This is a genomic window from Plantactinospora sp. WMMC1484, assembly GCF_049315195.1.
Lineage (GTDB): Bacteria > Actinomycetota > Actinomycetes > Mycobacteriales > Micromonosporaceae > Plantactinospora.
In genome coordinates this window covers 6040450-6057893 of record NZ_CP186055.1, presented here as the reverse complement: position 1 = coordinate 6057893, position 17444 = coordinate 6040450, and the positions used below count along the sequence as shown (strand labels likewise).

The following is a 17444-nucleotide window of genomic DNA, read 5'->3' as shown; positions in this document are numbered from 1 at the left end:
TTTCTCCGGTCGAGCCGCGCGGCTGACGATCGTGCCCCGGTTGCCGGTCAGCGAACCGTGACGGTGAGGTGGCTCGACATCGTCGCCCCGGTGTTGTCGGTGACGGTGAGCCGCGCCGTGTAGCTGCCCGGCCGGGCGTACGAGTGCGTCGCCGAGGCGCCGTGCACGACCGGGGAGTTGTCACCGAAGTCCCACGCCCGGTCGGTGATCGTCCGTCCGGGCGCCGCGTTCGCCGTACCGGTGAAGGCGACCGGGAGCGGCGCGGAGCCGGCCTGCGGGGTGGCGGTGACCGAGACGCTGCCGCCGGTCTCCCGCTTCACGCCCGCCCCGTTGAAGCGTAGCCAGTCCAGCGAGAGCAGGTCCGGGGTGCCGTTCGACTGTGCCGGGTTGACGAAGACCAGATAGAGCGGGAAGGTCCCGCCCGGGTTGCTCAGGTTGACCGTGGGGGAGACCAGGTTGTCCCAGCCGCCGGTGTTGCCGACCGGCAGCGTGCCGAGCAGTTGCCCGGTCGGCGAGCCGGCCCGGAACTCGATGGTGCCGCCGGGGCCGCCCGAGCTGACCCCGGCGGTGACCGAGCCGATCCCGGTCAGGTTCACCGGGGCGAAGCTGATCCACTCGCCGTGGTCGACGTCGCCGACCCGGTGGCCGGCGCGGGCGGTCGCCCGGTCGAGCACCTGGATGCCGCTGGCCCCGTCGAAGTGCTCGGCCTCCTTGTTCTTGGCCTGCAACTCGTGCCGGACCGAGCCGACCAGCGCCGGCACCCCGCCGGGGCCGCCGCCGTCGGTGTACTGGGCGGTCAGCACCGTGTAGAGGTCCTGGCCCGGCCCGTGCCCGTCCCCGCCGTTCGCCTCGGTGTCGACGGTGCCGGTGCAGCCGACGTAGTTGTCCAGCGGATGGCTGTGGTTGTCGTGCCCGAGCTGGGTCTGGGTGACCACCCGGGCACAGTCGACAGTGCCCTCCTCCGGGTCGGTGACCGTCACCGCGTACGGCACCTGGTCGCCGAAGTCGAAGAATCCGCCGTCCGGCACGCTCAGGTTCACCGCCGGCCGGGTGTTGCCGACCGTGATCTGTGCGGTCGCCACCGAGCTGAGCCCTCGGGCGCTGCTCACCGTCAGCCGGGCGGTGAAGCGGCCCCGCTGCCGGTAGGTGTGGGTCGGGTTCGCCGCCGTCGAGTCGGTGTCACCGTCGCCGTCGAGGTCCCAGGCGTACGCGATCGGGGTGCCGTCCCCGGAGGTGGAGCCGGCGCTGGAGAACCGGACCGTCAGCGGCGCCGGGCCACTGTCCCGATCCGTGGCCAGCCTCGCCACCGGCGGCCGGCCGTTCGCCACGTAGTCGATCCGGTAGATCCCGGCGCCCTCGTTGCTGCCGCCCCGGCCGCTGCCGCTGCCGACCCCGAAGTCGATCACGTAGAGGGAGCCGTCCGGGCCGAACTCGGCCTCGAAGGGCTGGATCCAGCTCATGTCGCCGAAGATCCCGTTGATCGACTGGAGGTCGCCGACCCGGGTCGGGCCGAATCTCGGGTCGGTGAAGGTCTGCGCCGTCCCGTGCACGGAGAGGGTCTTCCACCACTGCCGGGTCAGCTCGTAGACGATCCACTTGCCCTCGTAGTACTCCGGGAACTTCGTCGGCCTCGGGTTCGCCGGATCGTAGTCGTAGACCGGGCCGCTCATCGGGCCGCCACCCCCGGTGCCCAGCTCCGGGAAGCGGGCCGAGGCCGAGTAGGCGTACCAGACCAGTGCGGAGCGGGCCGCCGGCAGGGTGGTCAGTCCGGTGTTGTTGGGGGAGTTGTTGACCAGGGCGCCGCAGGTGAACTTCGGCCCGGCGGTGGAGGTGGCGAAGTTGTAGTCGTTGAACGGCACGTTGTCGCCGGTGCAGTACGGCCAGCCGTAGTTGCCGGCACTGGTGATCCGGTTGAACTCGACCGTCCCCTCCGGACCCCGGTTCGGGTCGGCCGACCGGGCGTCCGGCCCGTAGTCGGCGACCAGCAGCGCGTCGGTCAGCGGGTCGACGGTGATCCGGAACGGGTTGCGCATCCCCATCGCGTAGATCTCCGACCGGGTCCGGGCGGTGCCGGAGGCGAAGAGGTTGCCGGCGGGCACCGCGTACGTCCCGTCGGGGCGGGGCGTGATCCGCAGGATCTTGCCGCGCAGGTCGTTGGTGTTGCCGGCGGTCGCCTGGGCGTCCCAGGCCCGCCGGCCGGGCCGCTCGTCGATCGGGGCGTAGCCGCTGGACTCGAAGGGGTCGGTGTTGTCGCCGATCCCGGCGTAGAGGTTGCCGTGCCGGTCCATCGCCAGCGAACCGCCCATGTGCGAGTTGGCCCGCCCCTCGCCCCGGTAGGTCGGAATGGTCAGCAGCCGCTTCTCGCTGCTCGTCGCGATGGTGTCGCCGGTGACGGTGAACCGCGACAGGTTGAGCTGGTTCGCGGTCCTGTCCGACCAGAGCAGGTAGATCCAGTTGTTGGTGCCGAAGTCGTTGTCCAGGGTCATCCCGAGCAGTCCGTCGGACTGGCTGGTCTGGGCCGGCGTGTAGGCGAAGTCGATCAGCGTCCGGACGCCCAGCGTCTCCTGGTCGATCACCTTCACCGCGCCGGTCCGCTGGATGTAGAAGACCCGCCGGTCCGGCGCCACGGCCAGCTCGAACGGGTCGGCCAGGTCCTCGGTGACCAGCGGCACCCGCTGGAAGTTGCCGGTCCGGGTGGCGCCGCAGTCGCCGGGGACGGCTCCGGCCGCCCACTCGATGCCGCCGCGCAGGTGGGCCAGGAACGCCGGCTCGGCAAAGGCGGAACCGGCGTGCCCGCCGGCGGTGAACCAGGAGCGGCCGCCGTCGTAGTCCTGGCACCAGGAGTACGCGTGGTCGTGCCCCTCGTCCAGCCCGGGGATGCCGTCCCGGACCTTGACCTGGGCGAGCGTGTGCACCCGGCCGGTCGGGTTGGTCCGCCAGTTGTACCACTCCTCGTTGCGCTCCCAGAGCTCCGGCAGGTCCCTTGTGGACGGATGTGCGCCGTCCAGCACCTTGATCCGGCCCGGGTAGGTGCCGCCGGTCGAGGAGAAGTCGGGGTGGACGTCGAAGATGGTGCCGACCAGGCCGGCGTACCAGTCCCAGTCGCGTTCGCTGGCCGAGGCGGCGTGCAGCCCGACCCAGCCACCGCCGGCCCGGACGAAGTTCTGCAACGCGCTGCGCTGCGCCGCGTCGAGCAGGTCGCCGGACTCGGGGGTGGAGTTGGTGTTGTTGAAGACCAGCGCGTCGAAGCGGCCGAGGTTGGCGTCGGTGAAGGCACCGGCGTCGGTGGTCGCCTCGACCTCGAAGTCGTGCGCGGCACCGAGCCGTTCGATCGCGGCGATGCCGGCCGGGATCGAGTCGTGGTAGTAGTTCGTCGTCTTGGAGAAGACCAGGACCCGGAACCGGGGCGCGGCCGAGGCGGGGACGGGGGCCGTACCGAGCAGCAGGGTCACGATCGCGAGCAGGGCGAGGGTGGTCGTGCGGTGGCGTCGCATGGGCGCTCCCGGAGACGCAGGAATCGGGAAATGGAAAGCGCTTACCGCCGCCGACCCGGCCAGCCTACGGGAACCTATTCGAAATAGTCAATCTTCTTTCCTGATCTCGTGCGTTCCCGGTCAGCGTCCCTCGGCCAGGTCCATCGCCCGGTAGATCCGCTGCTCGGAGATCGGGTACGGCGTACCGAGCGCCTGGGCGAAGACGTTCACCCGGAACTCCTCGATCATCCAGCGGATCTGCCGGACCGCGTCGTCCGCGCGGCGGGCCGGGGGCAGGGCGGCGAGCATCTGCTCGTATTCCTGTCGCACCTGGTCGACCCGGGCCTGCTGCTCGCGGTCGCGCTGCGGGTTGCCGGACAGCCGGTCGAGGCGGCGTTCGACGGCGCCGAGATAGCGCGGCAGATCGGCCAGGCGGGCATAACCGGTCTCGGTGACGAAGCCCCGGTGCACCAGGGCGGAGAGCTGGTCGCGGATGTCGGTCAGCGCGGCGACCAGGCTCAGGTCGGAGGTGCGGGTGAGCCGCTGCTCGATGGCGTGTGCGGCGGCCAGCACCCGGCGGACCCGCTCGACGACCTCGACGGTGGTGTCGACCAGCCCGGCCCGGACCCGGTCGCGCAGCGCGGCGAAGCCCTCCGCGTCCCAGGCCGGTCCGCCGGCATCGGCGACGAGCCTGTCCACCGCCGCGTCGGCGACGTCGTCGAGCAGCTCCGGCACGCTGCGGTGCGGGTTGCGGCTCAGCGCCAGCTTCGCCTCGTTGGAGAGCCGGCCGGAGAGGAACTTCTGCGGCGAGCCGAGGGTGAGCCGGAGCAGCCGGCGGGTGCCGGCCCACATCTGGTGACGCTGCTCGGCCTCGGTCTCGAAGACCCGTACGCCGACACTGTCGCCCTCGTCCACCAGCGCCGGATAGGCGGTGACCAGGTAGCCGGCCCGGTCCTGCTCGATCGAGCGCGGCAACGTGCCGATGCTCCACTCCCGCAGGCCGGAGCGTTCGACATCCGGCGCGGCGGCGGCCACCATCCGGCGTACCTGGGTGGTGAGCTGGCGTTGCAGCGCCGGCAGGTCCTTGCCCTCGGCGACGGTCTGCCGCTCCTCGCCGACCACCCGGAAGGTGGGGCGCAGGTGTGCCGGCAGCCGGTCGAGGTCCCAGGCGTCCCGGGGGACCGTCACTCCGGTCATCCGGCGCAGCTCGCGGGTCAACGCGTCGAGCAGCGGCTCCCGACCGGGCGTGATCGCCGCCAGCGCCGCCCGGGCGAAGTCCGGCACCGGGACGAAGTTTCGGCGTACGGCCTTCGGCAGCGACCGGATCAGCGCCACCACCAGCTCCTCGCGCAGCCCCGGCACCTGCCAGTCGAAACTCTCCGCGTCGACCTGGTTGAGCATCGGCAGCGGGATGTCCACCGTCACCCCGTCGGTCGGGGTCCCCGGCTCGAACCGGTACGTCAACGGCAACGCCACCCCGTCGGAGTGCCACTCGTCGGGGTAGTCGGCCGCGTCGACGCCGCCCCGCCCCTCGTTGACCAGCATCTGCCGGTCGAAGGTGAGCAGGTCGGGCCGGTCCCGCCGGGTCTTCTTCCACCAGGAGTCGAAGTGCCGGCCGGAGACCACCTCGGCGGGGATCCGCTGCTCGTAGAAGGCGTAGAGGGTCTCGTCGTCGACCAGGATGTCCCGGCGCCGGGCCCGGTGCTCCAGCTCCTCGACCTCCTCCAGCAACGCCCGGTTGTGGTGGAAGAACCGGTGCGGGGTCTGCCAGTCTCCCTCCACCAGCGCGTGCCGGATGAAAAGCTCCCGGCTCAACGCCGGGTCGATCCGGCCGAAGTTCACCTTCCGCCCGCTGACCAGCGGGATACCGTAGAGGGTGACCTTCTCGTACGCCAGCACCGCGGCCTGCTTCTTTTCCCAGTGCGGCTCGCTGTAGCTGCGTTTCACCAGGTGCTGGGCGAGCGCCTCGACCCACTCCGGCTCGATCCGGGCGGCGACCCGGCCCCAGAGCCGCGAGGTCTCGACCAGCTCGGCGGCCATCACCCAGCGCGGCGGCTTGCGGAACAGCGCCGAGCCGGGAAAGAGGGCGAACTTGGCCCCCCGGGCACCGAGGTACTCGTGCTTCTGCGGGTCCTTGAGGCCGACGTGCGAGAGCAGGCCGGCGAGGAGCGACTGGTGGATCCGGTCGCTGTCGATCCCGGTGTCGGTCTCGTCGGGCCGGCCGCCGCGTGCCTGCTGCTCGCCGGCACCGCCGCGCTCCCGGCCGTCGGCCCGGCCGCCGCGTCCCCGGTCCCCCTCGTTCCCGGGCCCGCCGGTGGTGCGCAGCACCTGGCGGAGCTGGGCGTGGATGTCCTGCCACTCCCGGACCCGCAGGTAGTTGAGGTATTCGGCCTTGCACATCCGGCGGAATCCGCTGGAGGAGAGCTCCCGCTGCCGGTCCTGGAGATATCGCCACAGCTGCAGCAGCGCGGCGAAGTCCGACTCCTTGTCGGTGAACCGGGCGTGCGCCTGGTCGGCCTGGGCCTGCTTGTCGGCGGGGCGCTCCCGGGGATCCTGGATGGAGAGGGCTGCGGCGATCACCGACACCTCGGCCGCGCAGCCGTTCCGTTCGCCCTCCAGCACCATCCGGGCCAGCCGGGGATCGACCGGAAGCTGCGCCAGCCGGCGGCCGAGCGGGGTCAGCCGGTGCCCCGGCTCCGCACCGCCGTCGCCCTCCAGTGCACCCAGCTCGCGTAGCAGGTTGACCCCGTCGGCGATGTTGCGCCGGTCCGGCGGATCGATGAACGGGAACGCGGCGATGTCGCCCAACCCGATCGCGGTCATCTGCAGGATGACCGAGGCGAGGTTGGTGCGCAGGATCTCCGGATCGGTGAACTCCGGCCGGCCGAGGAAGTCCGGCTCGTCGTAGAGCCGGATGCAGATCCCGTCCGAGGTACGCCCGCAGCGCCCCTTGCGCTGGTTCGCCGACGCCTGCGAGACCGGCTCGATCGGCAGCCGCTGCACCTTGAGCCGGTGGCTGTATCGGGAGATCCGGGCGGTGCCGGGATCGACGACGTACTTGATGCCGGGCACCGTCAGCGACGTCTCCGCGACGTTGGTGGCCAGCACGACCCGGCGGCCCCGGTGCGGCTGGAAGACCCGGTGCTGCTCGGCGGCGGAGAGCCGGGCATAGAGCGGCAGGATCTCGGTGTCCCGCAGCAGCGGGCGGTTCTGCACGAGTCTGCCCAACGCGTCGGCGGTGTCCCGGATCTCCCGCTCTCCGCTGAGGAAGACCAGGATGTCCCCGGGCCCCTCGGCGGCCAACTCCTGCACCGCGTCGCCGATCGCCTGGACCTGGTCCCGCACGGTCTCGCCGTCGTCGTCCGGGTCCTCGCTGTCGCCCAGCTCGACCAGCGGCCGGTAGCGGGTCTCCACCGGATAGGTCCGCCCGGAGACCTCCAGCACCGGAGCCGGCTCCCCGTCGAGGGCGAAGTGCCGGGCGAACCTCTCCGTTTCGATGGTCGCCGAGGTGATGACCACCTTGAGATCGGGCCGGCGGGGGAGGAGCTGGTGGAGGTACCCGAGGATGAAGTCGACATTGAGGCTGCGCTCGTGCGCCTCGTCGATGATCAGCGTGTCGTACTGCCGGAGCATCCGGTCGTGCTGCAGCTCGGCAAGGAGGATGCCGTCGGTCATCAGCTTGACCAGCGTCCCGTCGCCGACCTGGTCGGTGAAGCGGACCTTGTAGCCGACCACCCCGCCCAGCTCGGTGCCGAGCTCGTCGGCGATCCGGTCCGCCACCGTACGCGCGGCCAGCCGGCGAGGCTGGGTGTGCCCGATCAGCCCCTGCACGCCCCGGCCCAGCTCCAGACAGATCTTCGGCAGCTGGGTCGTCTTGCCGGAGCCGGTCTCGCCGGCCACGATCACCACCTGGTGGTCGCGGATCGCGGCGAGCAGGTCGTCCCTGCGCTCGCTCACCGGCAACCCGGCCGGATAGGTGATCACCGGCACGGCGGCCCGGCGCCGGGCGAGCCGCTCCTCGGCCGTACCGATCTCGGCGGCGATCTCGGCGGTCGCCGCCTGCCGCCGACCGGCGTCGCGGATCTTGGGTAGGCCCTCCATCCGGCGCCGGATCCGGCGCTGGTCGCGGAACATCAGCTCCGGCAGCCGGGCCCGGAGCGCGGGAAGGTCGGCGGCGGGCACGGCAGGGGCGGGCGGTGGAGTGTGCATGTCGTCGCCAAGGATAGGCAGGCCCGGCCGGCGACCGCCCGTGAGTTACCGACGGCGCGGCCCCGGCTGCCGGTACTCCGGCACCCGGTCACCAACCGTCTCGGCCGTCTCGCCGGGAGGCGCTACCGGTGCTCCGGTGCCGGCTGCCCGGGTTGCAGCCGGGCCGGCGGGGGGCGGTCGGCGCCCCAGCGCGACGGCAGCCGGTACGACCAGCCCGGGCGCCACTCGAACGGCGCGCCGAGCAGGTCGGCGAGGGGGATCCCGCGCAGTAGGTGGTCGAGGGCCCACCGGTTCGCCGAGTGCGCCACGACCAGCACCCGGCAGCCGTCCCAGGCGGCGGCGAGGTCGCGGAGGAAGCCGCGGGTCTGCTCCACCACCTGCCGGTAGCTCTGCCCGCCCGGAAAGGGCTCGTCCAGGTGCCGGAGGCGCAGCGCGGCCAGCTCCGCCACCGGGTGGCCGGTCAGCTCGCCGTAGTCGCACTCGCGCAACCGGGTGTCGCGGTGCACCGGCAGCTTCCGGGCCGGAAAGGCGATCTCGACGGTCTCGACCGCGCGGGCCAGGTCGGAGCAGAAGACGGCGGCCAGCCTGTCGGTGTGACGCCGCTCACCCAACTCCCGGGCGGCAGCCCGACCACGGTCGGAGAGCCGGCCGGGCTGCCAGCCGGTGGCCAGTCCGGCCTCGTTGTCGGTGGTCGTCGCGTGCGTCTCGTAGACGATGTCGACCGCCACGGCCACACCCTGCCTTCCCCGCCTGCTGGTGATCGTGCCGGTGGAAACGGCCGGTCGCCCCCGATATGGCGGAGGGCCGGCCACCATATAGGAGAAATATAGTCGCGGCTCACAGACTCGGGACAGTACCGCGATCCGATGGTGCTGCCAGACGGCCGACCGGCAAACGGTATCGGGCAATGAGGCGCATCCCGCCACCGGCGCGGGTAGCCATCGAGATTCTACTCTTCCGATCCGTTCCTGGAGGCGACATGACCAGCACGACCCCGACGACCAGCACCGACATCGACCGCGGGCAGGTCAAGGAGATCGTCTGCGAAATTCTGGAAATCGATGCCGGCGAGGTCACCGAGACCAGTCTCTTCAAAGAGGACCACGGTGCCGACTCGCTGCTGGCCATCGAAATTCTCGCCGCACTCGAACGGAGTCTGCACGTCACCATCGACCAGGCGGAACTGAGCCGAATGGTGAACCTGGCGGGCGTTTACGCGGTCATCGCCGAGGCGCAGAACGGCTGAGCGCGGCGCGGAGGGCGGAGTCGGTCGGAGACCAGAGGTGAGTGAGGCGCGATGATGAGCGTTCTGCCAGGCGATGCCAGATCGCCCCGCCGGGTGGTCGTCACCGGGCTCGGCGTGGTGACCAGCATCGGCATCGGGGTCGAGAAGTTCCTCGCCGGGCTGCGGGCCGGTCGGAGCGGGGTCAAGCCGATCACCGCGTTCGACACGACCGGGTTCGCGCATGCCAACGGGTGCGAGATCAGCGACTTCGAGCCGGCCCGCTGGCTGCACCGCGTCGACCCGGCGCAGCTCGGCCGGGCGAGCCAGCTCTCGGCCGCCGCCGCCGGGATGGCGGTCGCGGACGCGGGTATGCCGGTCGAGGCGCTGCGGTCCCGCCGCGCGCTGGTGTCGGTCGGCACCACCGACGGCGAGTCCCACGACCTCGACCAGCTCGTCGGGGTGCAGGTGGCCAGCGGAGCCGAACACCTCGACCCGGTCGTGGCCCGGCGGATCCCCGCCGGCCGGCTTTCCGCCAGCATCGTCGCCGAACTCGGGCTGACCGACGTCGAGACGGTGACGATCCCGACCGCCTGCGCGGCCGGCAACTATGCGGTCGGCTACGGCTTCGACGCCATCCGCTCCGGCGACGTCGAGGTCGCCCTCTGCGGTGGCGCCGACGCGCTCTGCCGGAAGACCTTCACCGGCTTCTACCGGCTCGGCACCATCGCCCCGGAGGCGTGCCAGCCGTTCGACCGCAACCGCAAGGGCATCCTGACCGGCGAGGGCGCCGGAATCCTGCTGATGGAGAGCCTCGACTCGGCCCGGGCCCGGGGCGCGCGGATCTACGCGGAGGTGCTCGGATACGGGCTCAACTGCGACGCGTACCACCCGGTGGCGCCGGACCAGAACAGCATCGCCCGCTGCATCGAGCTGGCCCACCGCAACGCCGGGGTGAAGCCGGGCGACATCGACTTCATCTCGGCGCACGGCACCGGCACCAAGGCCAACGACGTGACCGAGGCCGGAGCGATCCGGCAGGTCTTCGGGCAGCGGCCGCCGCGTACCGTCTCGATCAAGGGGATGATCGGCCACACCATGGGGGCGGCCAGCGCCCTGGCCTCGGCGGCCTGCGCCCTCGCCATCACACACGGGTTCATCCCGCCGACCGTCAACCACGTCGAAACCGACCCCGAATGCGGGCTCGACTGCGTACCGAACGTGGCGCAGGAGGCCGTGCTGCGAGTGGTGCAGAACAACGCGCTCGCCTTCGGCGGCAACAACGCCGTGCTGATCCTCGGCCGCTACGACGAGGTGGCACCGTGACCGCGCTGGTGGTGGGGATGGGCGCGGTGGCCAGCATCGGCGCCACCACCGTCGAGTTCTTCGACTCGCTCTGCGCCGGCTACAGCGGGCTGGCCGAGCTGCGCGGCTTCGACCGCAGCCGCTACCGGGCGCAGCACGCGTATGAGATCGACGACCGGCCGGCGCCGGGCCGGGACACCACCCTGCGGGCCAGCCGGTGGCTGGAGCAGGCGGTCGGCGCCGCGCTGCGGGACGCCGGCATGGACGACGATCTCGGACACATCCCGGTGCTGGTCGGCACCACCCTGCGCGAGCTGCGCTCGGTCGAGCTGAGCTGGCGCGACGGGGTGCCGTTCGACGTACGCGACCTGCACTTCGGCACCGCGCTGCGGACGCGGTTCGGGGCGACGAACACACACACCGTGGCCAACGCCTGCTCCGCCTCCCTCTACACCCTCGGGCTCGGCATGGACCTGCTCGACGTCGGCGCCGCCGACACCGTGGTGGTGGCCGGGGTGGACACCATCACCGAGAGCACCTACGGGTTGCTCGATCGCTGCTACCCGGAGGCGCCGGAGCGGGTGCGCCCCTTCGACCGGGACCGCCGGGGGATGCTCCAGGGCGAGGGCGCGGTCGCCGTCGTGTTGCGCCGCGAGGCGGACGGGCCGGGCGAGGGACACCGGCACGCCCGGGTCCGGGGCGTGGCGATGAACTGCGACGCCTACCACCCGTCCGCGCCGGACGCGAAGAGCATCGCGCTCGTCACCCGGGAGGCGCACCGTCGGGCCGGGGTGGAGCCGGCCGACGTCGACCTGCTGATGCTGCACGGCACCGGGACGGCGCTCAACGACGAGGCGGAGGCGCAGGCCGTCCGGGAGGTCTTCTCCGGGGTCGCGCCGACGCCGTACATGACCGCGATCAAGTCGATGACCGGGCACACCGCCGGTGCCTCCGGGTTGCACAGCCTGGTCGTGGCGGTCGAGGCGCTGCGCTGCGGGGTGGTGCCGCCGATCCTCGGCCTGGACAACCCGATCGACGAGGTCGAGGGCTTCCGACTGGTACGCGGACACGCCGAGCTGGCCGCCATGCGGGTGGCTCAGGTGGACTCCTTCGGCTTCGGCGGCCTCAACGCCGTCGCGATCGTGGAGAAGGTGACCTCATGACCGTCGACGTGGTGGTCAGCGGGGTGGGCGTGGCGGTCTCCGGGATCGCCGGCCCCGACGACCTGCTCCGGCGTACCCCGGTCGCCGGTGACGGGGACGATCCGGCCCGCCGGCTCACCGGCAAGGGGCTGCGGTACAAGGACCGGGCCACCCGGCTCGCCCTCTGCGCCGGCCGGGACGCGCTGGCCGACGCCGGCCTGCTCGCCGACCCGGGCCTGACCGTGCCGAGCGAGAGCGTCGGCGTGGTGGTCAGTTCCAACTACGGCAACGTCGACACGATCTGCGACACGGTGTCGACGATCGCCAGGGAGACGTACGCCGGGCTCAGCCCGATGGCGCTGCCGGCGACCGCCAGCAACGTGATCGCCTCCTGGCTGGCGATCTGGTTCCGACTGCGCGGCGCGAACCTGACCCTCTGCAACGGGTCGACCTCCGGGCTGGACGCGGTCGACTGGGGCCGGCTGCTGGTGCGTGCCGGCCGGGTGCGGCGGGTGCTGGTGGTCGGGGTGGAACCGGCCAACGCGCCGGTCCGGCACCTGGTCACCGGCGGCCGCGAGAGCACTCCCGGCAGCCACGCCGACGGTGGTAGCCACATCGACGGTGGTAGCCACATCGACGGTGGTAGCCGCGCCGACGGTGGTAGCCACATCGACAGCGAGAGCGACCTGCGGCTCTTCGACGGTGCGGCGGCGCTGGTGCTGGAGTCGGCGGCGGCGGCCCGGGACCGGGGCGTCGAGGCGCTCGCCACCCTCGGCCCGTACGCCCGCAGGGCGGACCGGCCGGCGGCGGTGGCGGCGGTCCGGCGGAGCGACCCGCGCCCGGTGGACGTCTGGTTCGGCTCGGGTCCCGGTGAGCCGACCGGGACGGCCGTGCAGACCAGTTACGACCTGACGACCTACCACGGGCACTGCTCCGGCGCGCTGGGCGTGCTTCAGTGTGTCGCCGGCACCGCCTGGCTCACCGGGCACGATCGGGGCGCCGTGCTGGCCGGCGCCGACGCCGAGGTCAACGGCGACGGTACCAACGGCGGCGGCTCGGACGCGGCGGCGGCGCTGCTGCTCACCGCCGGGAGCCGACGATGAGCATGTTCGCACCGCCGCGCGCGGGCGCACGGGTGGGCCCGGCAGTGGCGTCGGCGACACCCGTCCGGCCCGGCGTACCGGTCCGGTGCCGCCGGCCAGGTACGGGAACCCGGCCGGTGCGCACCCTGCTGCTGCACGGCCTCGGCAGCAGCCGGGCCATCTGGGACCGCTTCGAGTCCCGGGCGCCGGCGTGGCTTGAGCTGTGGGACGCCGAGCTGCCCTGGGCGAGCACCGGTGACAGTGGCTGGAGTCACCACGCGGACACCACCGGCCCGGCGGCGCGGGCCCTGGCCGCCGTGCCGGGCGGTGCCGACCTGGTCGTCGCGCACTCGTTCGCCGCCAGCATGCTGCTGGAGTTGCTGGGCCGGGCCGGGGCGGCGACCGGCCCGGAGAGCGTCCGGCCGGCGATGGCACCGGCCGCGCCCACGGTGCCGCTGCCCCGGGCGGTGGTGCTGGTCTCCCCGTTCTACCGGCCCGGCACCGGCGACTTCGACTGGGCCGCGATCGACTACTACCTCAACGACTTCCACCGGATCCTCGAAGAGGGGATCCGGGTCAGCGCCCCGGCCGGGCTGCCTGCCGAGATCCGCGCGGCAATGGGGTGCCGGGTCCGGGAGCGGATCGGCCCGTACGGCTGGATGCGCTTCTTCGACGCATACCTGCGTACCCCGTTCCTGCCCGTCGCCGACCTGGCGCTGCCGCTGCTGGTGGTCGCCGGCGACGGTGACTTCGCCGCCCGGCCCGGTGACGGGCGGGCGCTCGCCGAGGCGGCACCGGACGGCCGGTACGCCCTGCTCGCCGACTGCGGTCACTTCGCGATGGTCGAGCACCCCGACCGGTTCGCCGCCCTGGTGGCGGACTTCGCCCGCCCGCTGTCGGCCGCCGACACGGCGCCGGAACAGATCCTCGACACACACCTGGAGCGCACGTGAACTCGACGACCCTGGCACCCCGTCCCGCCACCGTCCCGACCGGCGACGGGGTGACCCGGGTGCGGCTTCGGCCCCGGTACGAGGGGTCCAACATCTGCACCTGGATCGGCTTCAAGCACGTCAACTACCTGGTGGAGGAGGCAGTCCTCGACCACCTGCGGCAGCGTGGCTTCGCCCCCGGCGGGCTCTACGAGCGACACGGCCTCTGCGTCGACGTCGTCGACATCGACAGCCGGATCACCCACGCCTTCCACATCGACGACGAGGCCACCGCCGAGGTCCGGCCGCTGCCCGGCGACGCGCTCGCCTTCGCGGTCGAGATCGCGGTCGACGGCGCACCCCCGGTCAAGGCGGTCTCCGCCAAGGTCCGGGTGGAGCTGCGCCTCGACCCGCACGGCCACCCGGCGCAGCCGGTGCCGGACGAGCTGGCCCCGTACGCGGTGGCGCGGCTGGGACAGGCACCGGTCAAGGTGACCCGGCCGGCCGCCGCCGGTGCCGCGCCCGGGGGCGACGTGCTGGCCGCGCTCACCGCCGGCCGCAACGCGTACGCCTGGAAGTGGCGGATCCCGTACTTCTACTGCCACTTCACGGAGCGGATGCAGATGTCCGGCTACCTGCGCCAGATGGAGGAGGTCGTGGACCTCTTCCTGGCCGACCGGGGCGTCTCGATCAAGACGCTCCTGGACGAGCAGGACTGGATCCCGGTGGTGCCGCACTCCCGGATCACCCTGCTGGACGAGGCGCGGATGGAGGAGGAGCTCTACACCGTCTTCACCGTCGAGCACGTCTTCAAGCGGCTCACCTACACCGCGCGGATGGACTGCTACGTGCTGCGCGACGGCATCCTGGTGCCGACCGCGACCGGAAAGATCACCCACGGGTACGCGGTGATCGGCAACCGCCGCGACTGGAGCCTGGTGGACTTCGACGACCGCCTCGCCGGTGCGCTGGAGGGGGCGCCGGTCGCCCCGAAGACACCCCGATGACCGGCGTCGCCATCACCGGCCTCGGTGTCGTCACCTGTCACGGCAGCGGTACGCGCGCGCTGTGGGACGCGATGATGGCGGCACCGGTCACCGACCCGGCCGCCGTGCCGGACCCGTACGCCAACATGGACACCCCGGCGGTGCAGGTGGTCTCCGACGCCGACCTGCCGGCCGAGTCGCGGGCGCTGGCCCGGACGAGCCGGCTGGCGCTGGCGGCGGTGGACGAGGCGGTCACCGACGCCGGACTGCCGCCGGGCGGCCTGGCCGGGGCCCGGACCGGGCTGGCCCTCGGCACCTGCATGGGCGACTCCGGCCTGCACGAGCAGTGGCGGGCCGACGGCGGCAAGCCGGCCGCCCGGTTCACCTCGGCGCTCGGCGTGACCTCCGAGGTGGCCGACCGGCTCGGGCCGCTGAGCGTCACGACGACGATCAGCAACGCCTGCGCGGCCGGTGGCTTCGCCCTCGGCGCCGCCGCCGACCTGGTCCGCTCCGGCGAGGCGGACGTGGTGCTCGCGGTCGGCGCGGACGCGTACAGCCGGGTGATGCTGGCCTGCTTCAACCGGATGGGCGCGGTCGACCCGCTCCGGTGCCGCCCCTTCGACCTGCACCGCCGGGGTACGTCGTTCGGCGAGGCCGCCGGCGCCCTGGTCGTGGAGTCGGAGGCGCACGCCCGGGCCCGGGGCGCGACGGTACACGCGCTGGTCGAGGGCTCCGGCTGGACCTGCGACGCCTACCACCTGACCGCGCCGGAGCCGCAGGGAACCCAGATCGTCCGGGCGATGCGTGCCGCGCTGGACGGCAGCGGCGCCGGGCCGGTCGGCTGTGTCCTGCCGCACGGCACCGGCACCCAGCTCAACGACGTGGTGGAGAGCCGCGCCCTCCACGAGGTACTCGGTGCCGGTGTGCCGCTCTACAGCCTCAAGGCGCTGATCGGGCACACCGGCGGCGCGGCGGCGGCGGTCGCGGCGGTGGCCGCGGCACTGATCCTGCGGCACCGCGCCGTCCCGCCGAACGTGCCGATCGCCGAGCAGGACCCGGAGTGCCGGGTCTGGCTGCCGCAGGGCCTGCCCACCCCGCTCGAATCCGACCGGGTCATGGTCAACGGCTACGCCTTCGGCGGCAACAACGTCTCGCTGGTGCTCGCGGGGGCCGGCGGATGAACGACGTCGTGGTCACCGGGATCGGGGTTTGCGCGCCACCGGAACGGCCGGCCGCCGGGGGTGCCTGGTTCGACGTCCGCAGCCAGCTCGGCCGGCGCGGCTACAAGTACCTGCCGGCGGCGTGCCAGTACCTGCTGGTGGCCGGCAGGCAGGCGCTCGACGACGCGACCGGCTGCCTCGGCGACCCGGCCGGCCGCCCCGGCGACCCGGCCGGCCGCCCCGGCGACCAGACCGGCCGCCCCGACGGCGCCGCCGGGCAGGGCCGGGGCGTGGTTGTCGGCACCAACAACGGGGTGGCGGCGCTGCACGACGAGCAGGACCGCACCGTCATCGCCGAGCACGCCGGCGAGCTGAGCCCGGTCACCGCACCCTTCGGCGCGGTCAACGTGCTGACCAGCCGGCTCTCCATGGAGCACGGCTTCACCGGGATCAGCCTGACCCTGACCTCGCCGCTGGTCGCCGGCCTGGAGGCCGTACAGGTCGGGGCGCGGGCCTTCGCGGCCGGCCGCTCCGCCCTGCTGCTCGCCGGGGCGATGGAGCAGGCGGTGCCGGCACCGGAGGCGGCGGCACCGGAGGAGGGCGCGGTGGTGCTGGTGCTGGAACCGCCGGCGCGGGCGCGGGCGCGCGGCGCCACCGGCTACGGCCGGTGCGCCGTCCGGACCCTGCTGCTGCCACCGGCATTGGACACCGGAGCGGCCCGGGGCCGGGCGGTGGCCGCCATCCGTGCGGCAGCGGGCGAACTCGGCGCCGCGCAGGTGCCGGTGTACGCGCTGCTCGACGACTCGCCGGTCAGCGAGCTGGTGGCCGGGGCGGTCCCGGCCGCTGTCGGACCGGTCCGGGACGCCGGCCCGCCGGCCGCCGGCAGCCTCGCCCCGATGCTCCGGCTGGCCGAGCGGCTGCGCGCCGGTGACGGGAACAGCCTGCTGGTCACCGCGGCCGGCACCGGAAACGTGGCGATGGTCCGGATCTGGCGGACGGCCGGATCGACGAGAAGGAGCGCGGAATGCTGATTCCCCTGGAAGGCACCTGGAGTCTGCTGCTGGGCGCGTCCAGCGGCATGGGGCGGGCGACCGCGCTGGCACTGGCCCGGGAGGGCGGCAACGTGCTCGGCGTACACCTGGACATGGGCGAGCGGGCCGCGGAGGCCAGGGCACTGGAGGCGGAGCTGCGCGGGTACGGCGTACAGGCGCACTTCTTCAACGTCAACGCCGCCAGCCGGTCGGCGCGGGCCGGCCTGCTGCCGACGATCGCCGAGCTGACCGGGGGGCGGGGGCTGCACGTCGTCCTGCACTCGCTGGCGTTCGGGTCGCTGCTGCCGTACCTGCCCCGGGCGGGCTGGGACCGCACCCTCGGCCAGCGGCACCTGGAGATGACCGTCGACGTGATGGCGCACAGCCTCGTCTACTGGGTGCAGGAGCTGATGGCGGCGAAGCTGCTCCCGCGGGGCGCCAAGGTGTACGCGATGACCAGCTCCGGCGCCGGCTCGGTGATGCCGAGCTACGGCGCGGTCTCGGCGGCCAAGTGCGCGCTGGAGTCCCACGTCCGGCAGCTCGCCTGCGAGCTGGCCCGGTACGGGGTCGCGGTGAACGCGCTCTGCGCCGGGGTGACCGTGACGCCGGCCCTGGAGCGGATACCGGAGCACGCCGAGTTCGTCGCCCAGGCCAGCGCCACCAACCCGCACGGCCGGCTGACCCGGCCCGAGGACGTGGCCGAGGCGATCCTGCTGCTCTCCCGTACCGACTCGTCCTGGATCACCGGCAACACGATCGGGGTCGACGGGGCCGAGAACATCGCCGGGATCCCGGCCTGGAATCCGCGCCGCGCCGAGGCCACCGCGCCGGAAGAGCCCGAGCCGGACGCCGCGCCGGAGCCGGCCGCCGTGGCTGCCCGGGTCTGAGGGGGAGGAGAAGCA

12 protein-coding genes are annotated in these 17444 nt (G+C 73.0%); 9 read left to right on the top strand and 3 right to left on the bottom strand.

Annotated elements, in window-relative coordinates; translation table 11 throughout:
- Positions 1 to 47 precede the first annotated feature (47 nt).
- From ACN28C_RS26125 to ACN28C_RS26115, 3 genes are all read right to left on the bottom strand, one after another.
- Positions 48 to 3494, bottom strand: a complete 3447-nt coding sequence (locus ACN28C_RS26125) for a ThuA domain-containing protein (RefSeq protein ID WP_422770174.1) — start codon at positions 3492 to 3494, stop codon at positions 48 to 50.
- A gap of 120 nt (positions 3495 to 3614) precedes the next feature.
- Entirely contained in the window at positions 3615 to 7682 is a 4068-nt protein-coding gene (gene hrpA, locus ACN28C_RS26120) for an ATP-dependent RNA helicase HrpA (RefSeq protein ID WP_422770173.1), read from the bottom strand.
- 122 nt (positions 7683 to 7804) lie between these two features.
- The gene (locus ACN28C_RS26115; protein WP_422770172.1) at positions 7805 to 8410 is read right to left on the bottom strand and encodes a histidine phosphatase family protein; all 606 of its coding nucleotides are present in this window, start codon (positions 8408 to 8410) and stop codon (positions 7805 to 7807) included.
- Between the two features lie 251 nt (positions 8411 to 8661).
- Here ACN28C_RS26115 and ACN28C_RS26110 point away from each other — a divergent pair, with 251 nt between their 5' ends.
- From ACN28C_RS26110 to ACN28C_RS26070, 9 genes are all read left to right on the top strand, one after another.
- A complete protein-coding gene (locus ACN28C_RS26110) occupies positions 8662 to 8928 on the top strand; it encodes an acyl carrier protein (protein WP_422770171.1) in 267 nt (88 codons plus the stop codon).
- Between the two features lie 54 nt (positions 8929 to 8982).
- Positions 8983 to 10230, top strand: a complete 1248-nt coding sequence (locus tag ACN28C_RS26105) for a beta-ketoacyl-[acyl-carrier-protein] synthase family protein (RefSeq protein WP_422770170.1) — start codon at positions 8983 to 8985, stop codon at positions 10228 to 10230.
- Positions 10227 to 11372 carry a beta-ketoacyl synthase N-terminal-like domain-containing protein gene (locus tag ACN28C_RS26100; protein ID WP_422770169.1) on the top strand — a complete coding sequence of 382 codons (1146 nt, stop codon included), beginning with the start codon at positions 10227 to 10229 and terminating at the stop codon, positions 11370 to 11372. Before ACN28C_RS26105 ends, ACN28C_RS26100 begins: the two co-directional genes overlap by 4 nt.
- On the top strand, positions 11369 to 12454 hold the full coding sequence (locus ACN28C_RS26095; RefSeq protein WP_422770168.1) for a beta-ketoacyl synthase N-terminal-like domain-containing protein: 1086 nt from the start codon (positions 11369 to 11371) through the stop codon (positions 12452 to 12454). The genes ACN28C_RS26100 and ACN28C_RS26095 overlap by 4 nt, the downstream gene beginning before the upstream one ends.
- Positions 12455 to 12570: 116 nt before the next feature.
- A complete protein-coding gene (locus tag ACN28C_RS26090; RefSeq protein ID WP_422770167.1) occupies positions 12571 to 13386 on the top strand; it encodes an alpha/beta fold hydrolase in 816 nt (271 codons plus the stop codon).
- Entirely contained in the window at positions 13383 to 14372 is a 990-nt protein-coding gene (locus ACN28C_RS26085) for a thioesterase (protein ID WP_422770166.1), read from the top strand. Before ACN28C_RS26090 ends, ACN28C_RS26085 begins: the two co-directional genes overlap by 4 nt.
- Positions 14369 to 15532: a beta-ketoacyl-[acyl-carrier-protein] synthase family protein gene (locus ACN28C_RS26080; RefSeq protein WP_422770165.1), complete on the top strand. Its 1164-nt coding sequence runs from the start codon at positions 14369 to 14371 to the stop codon at positions 15530 to 15532. The genes ACN28C_RS26085 and ACN28C_RS26080 overlap by 4 nt, the downstream gene beginning before the upstream one ends.
- Positions 15529 to 16542 (top strand): beta-ketoacyl synthase N-terminal-like domain-containing protein, encoded by a 1014-nt coding sequence (locus ACN28C_RS26075; protein ID WP_422770164.1) that lies wholly within the window; start codon positions 15529 to 15531, stop codon positions 16540 to 16542. The genes ACN28C_RS26080 and ACN28C_RS26075 overlap by 4 nt, the downstream gene beginning before the upstream one ends.
- A complete protein-coding gene (locus tag ACN28C_RS26070) occupies positions 16536 to 17429 on the top strand; it encodes an SDR family oxidoreductase (RefSeq protein ID WP_422770163.1) in 894 nt (297 codons plus the stop codon). The genes ACN28C_RS26075 and ACN28C_RS26070 overlap by 7 nt, the downstream gene beginning before the upstream one ends.
- Positions 17430 to 17444 lie beyond the last annotated feature (15 nt).

What these genes read in the sequence shown, in the direction of transcription:
- ACN28C_RS26075 (WP_422770164.1), top strand. Translation starts at nt 15,529, where the DNA reads ATGAACGACGTCGTGGTCACCGGGATCGGGGTTTGCGCGCCACCGGAA.
- ACN28C_RS26105 (WP_422770170.1), top strand. Translation starts at nt 8,983, where the DNA reads ATGAGCGTTCTGCCAGGCGATGCCAGATCGCCCCGCCGGGTGGTCGTC.
- ACN28C_RS26095 (WP_422770168.1), top strand. Translation starts at nt 11,369, where the DNA reads ATGACCGTCGACGTGGTGGTCAGCGGGGTGGGCGTGGCGGTCTCCGGG.
- ACN28C_RS26070 (WP_422770163.1), top strand. Translation starts at nt 16,536, where the DNA reads ATGCTGATTCCCCTGGAAGGCACCTGGAGTCTGCTGCTGGGCGCGTCC.
- ACN28C_RS26080 (WP_422770165.1), top strand. Translation starts at nt 14,369, where the DNA reads ATGACCGGCGTCGCCATCACCGGCCTCGGTGTCGTCACCTGTCACGGC.
- ACN28C_RS26110 (WP_422770171.1), top strand. Translation starts at nt 8,662, where the DNA reads ATGACCAGCACGACCCCGACGACCAGCACCGACATCGACCGCGGGCAG.
- hrpA (WP_422770173.1), bottom strand. Translation starts at nt 7,682, where the DNA reads ATGCACACTCCACCGCCCGCCCCTGCCGTGCCCGCCGCCGACCTTCCC.
- ACN28C_RS26125 (WP_422770174.1), bottom strand. Translation starts at nt 3,494, where the DNA reads ATGCGACGCCACCGCACGACCACCCTCGCCCTGCTCGCGATCGTGACC.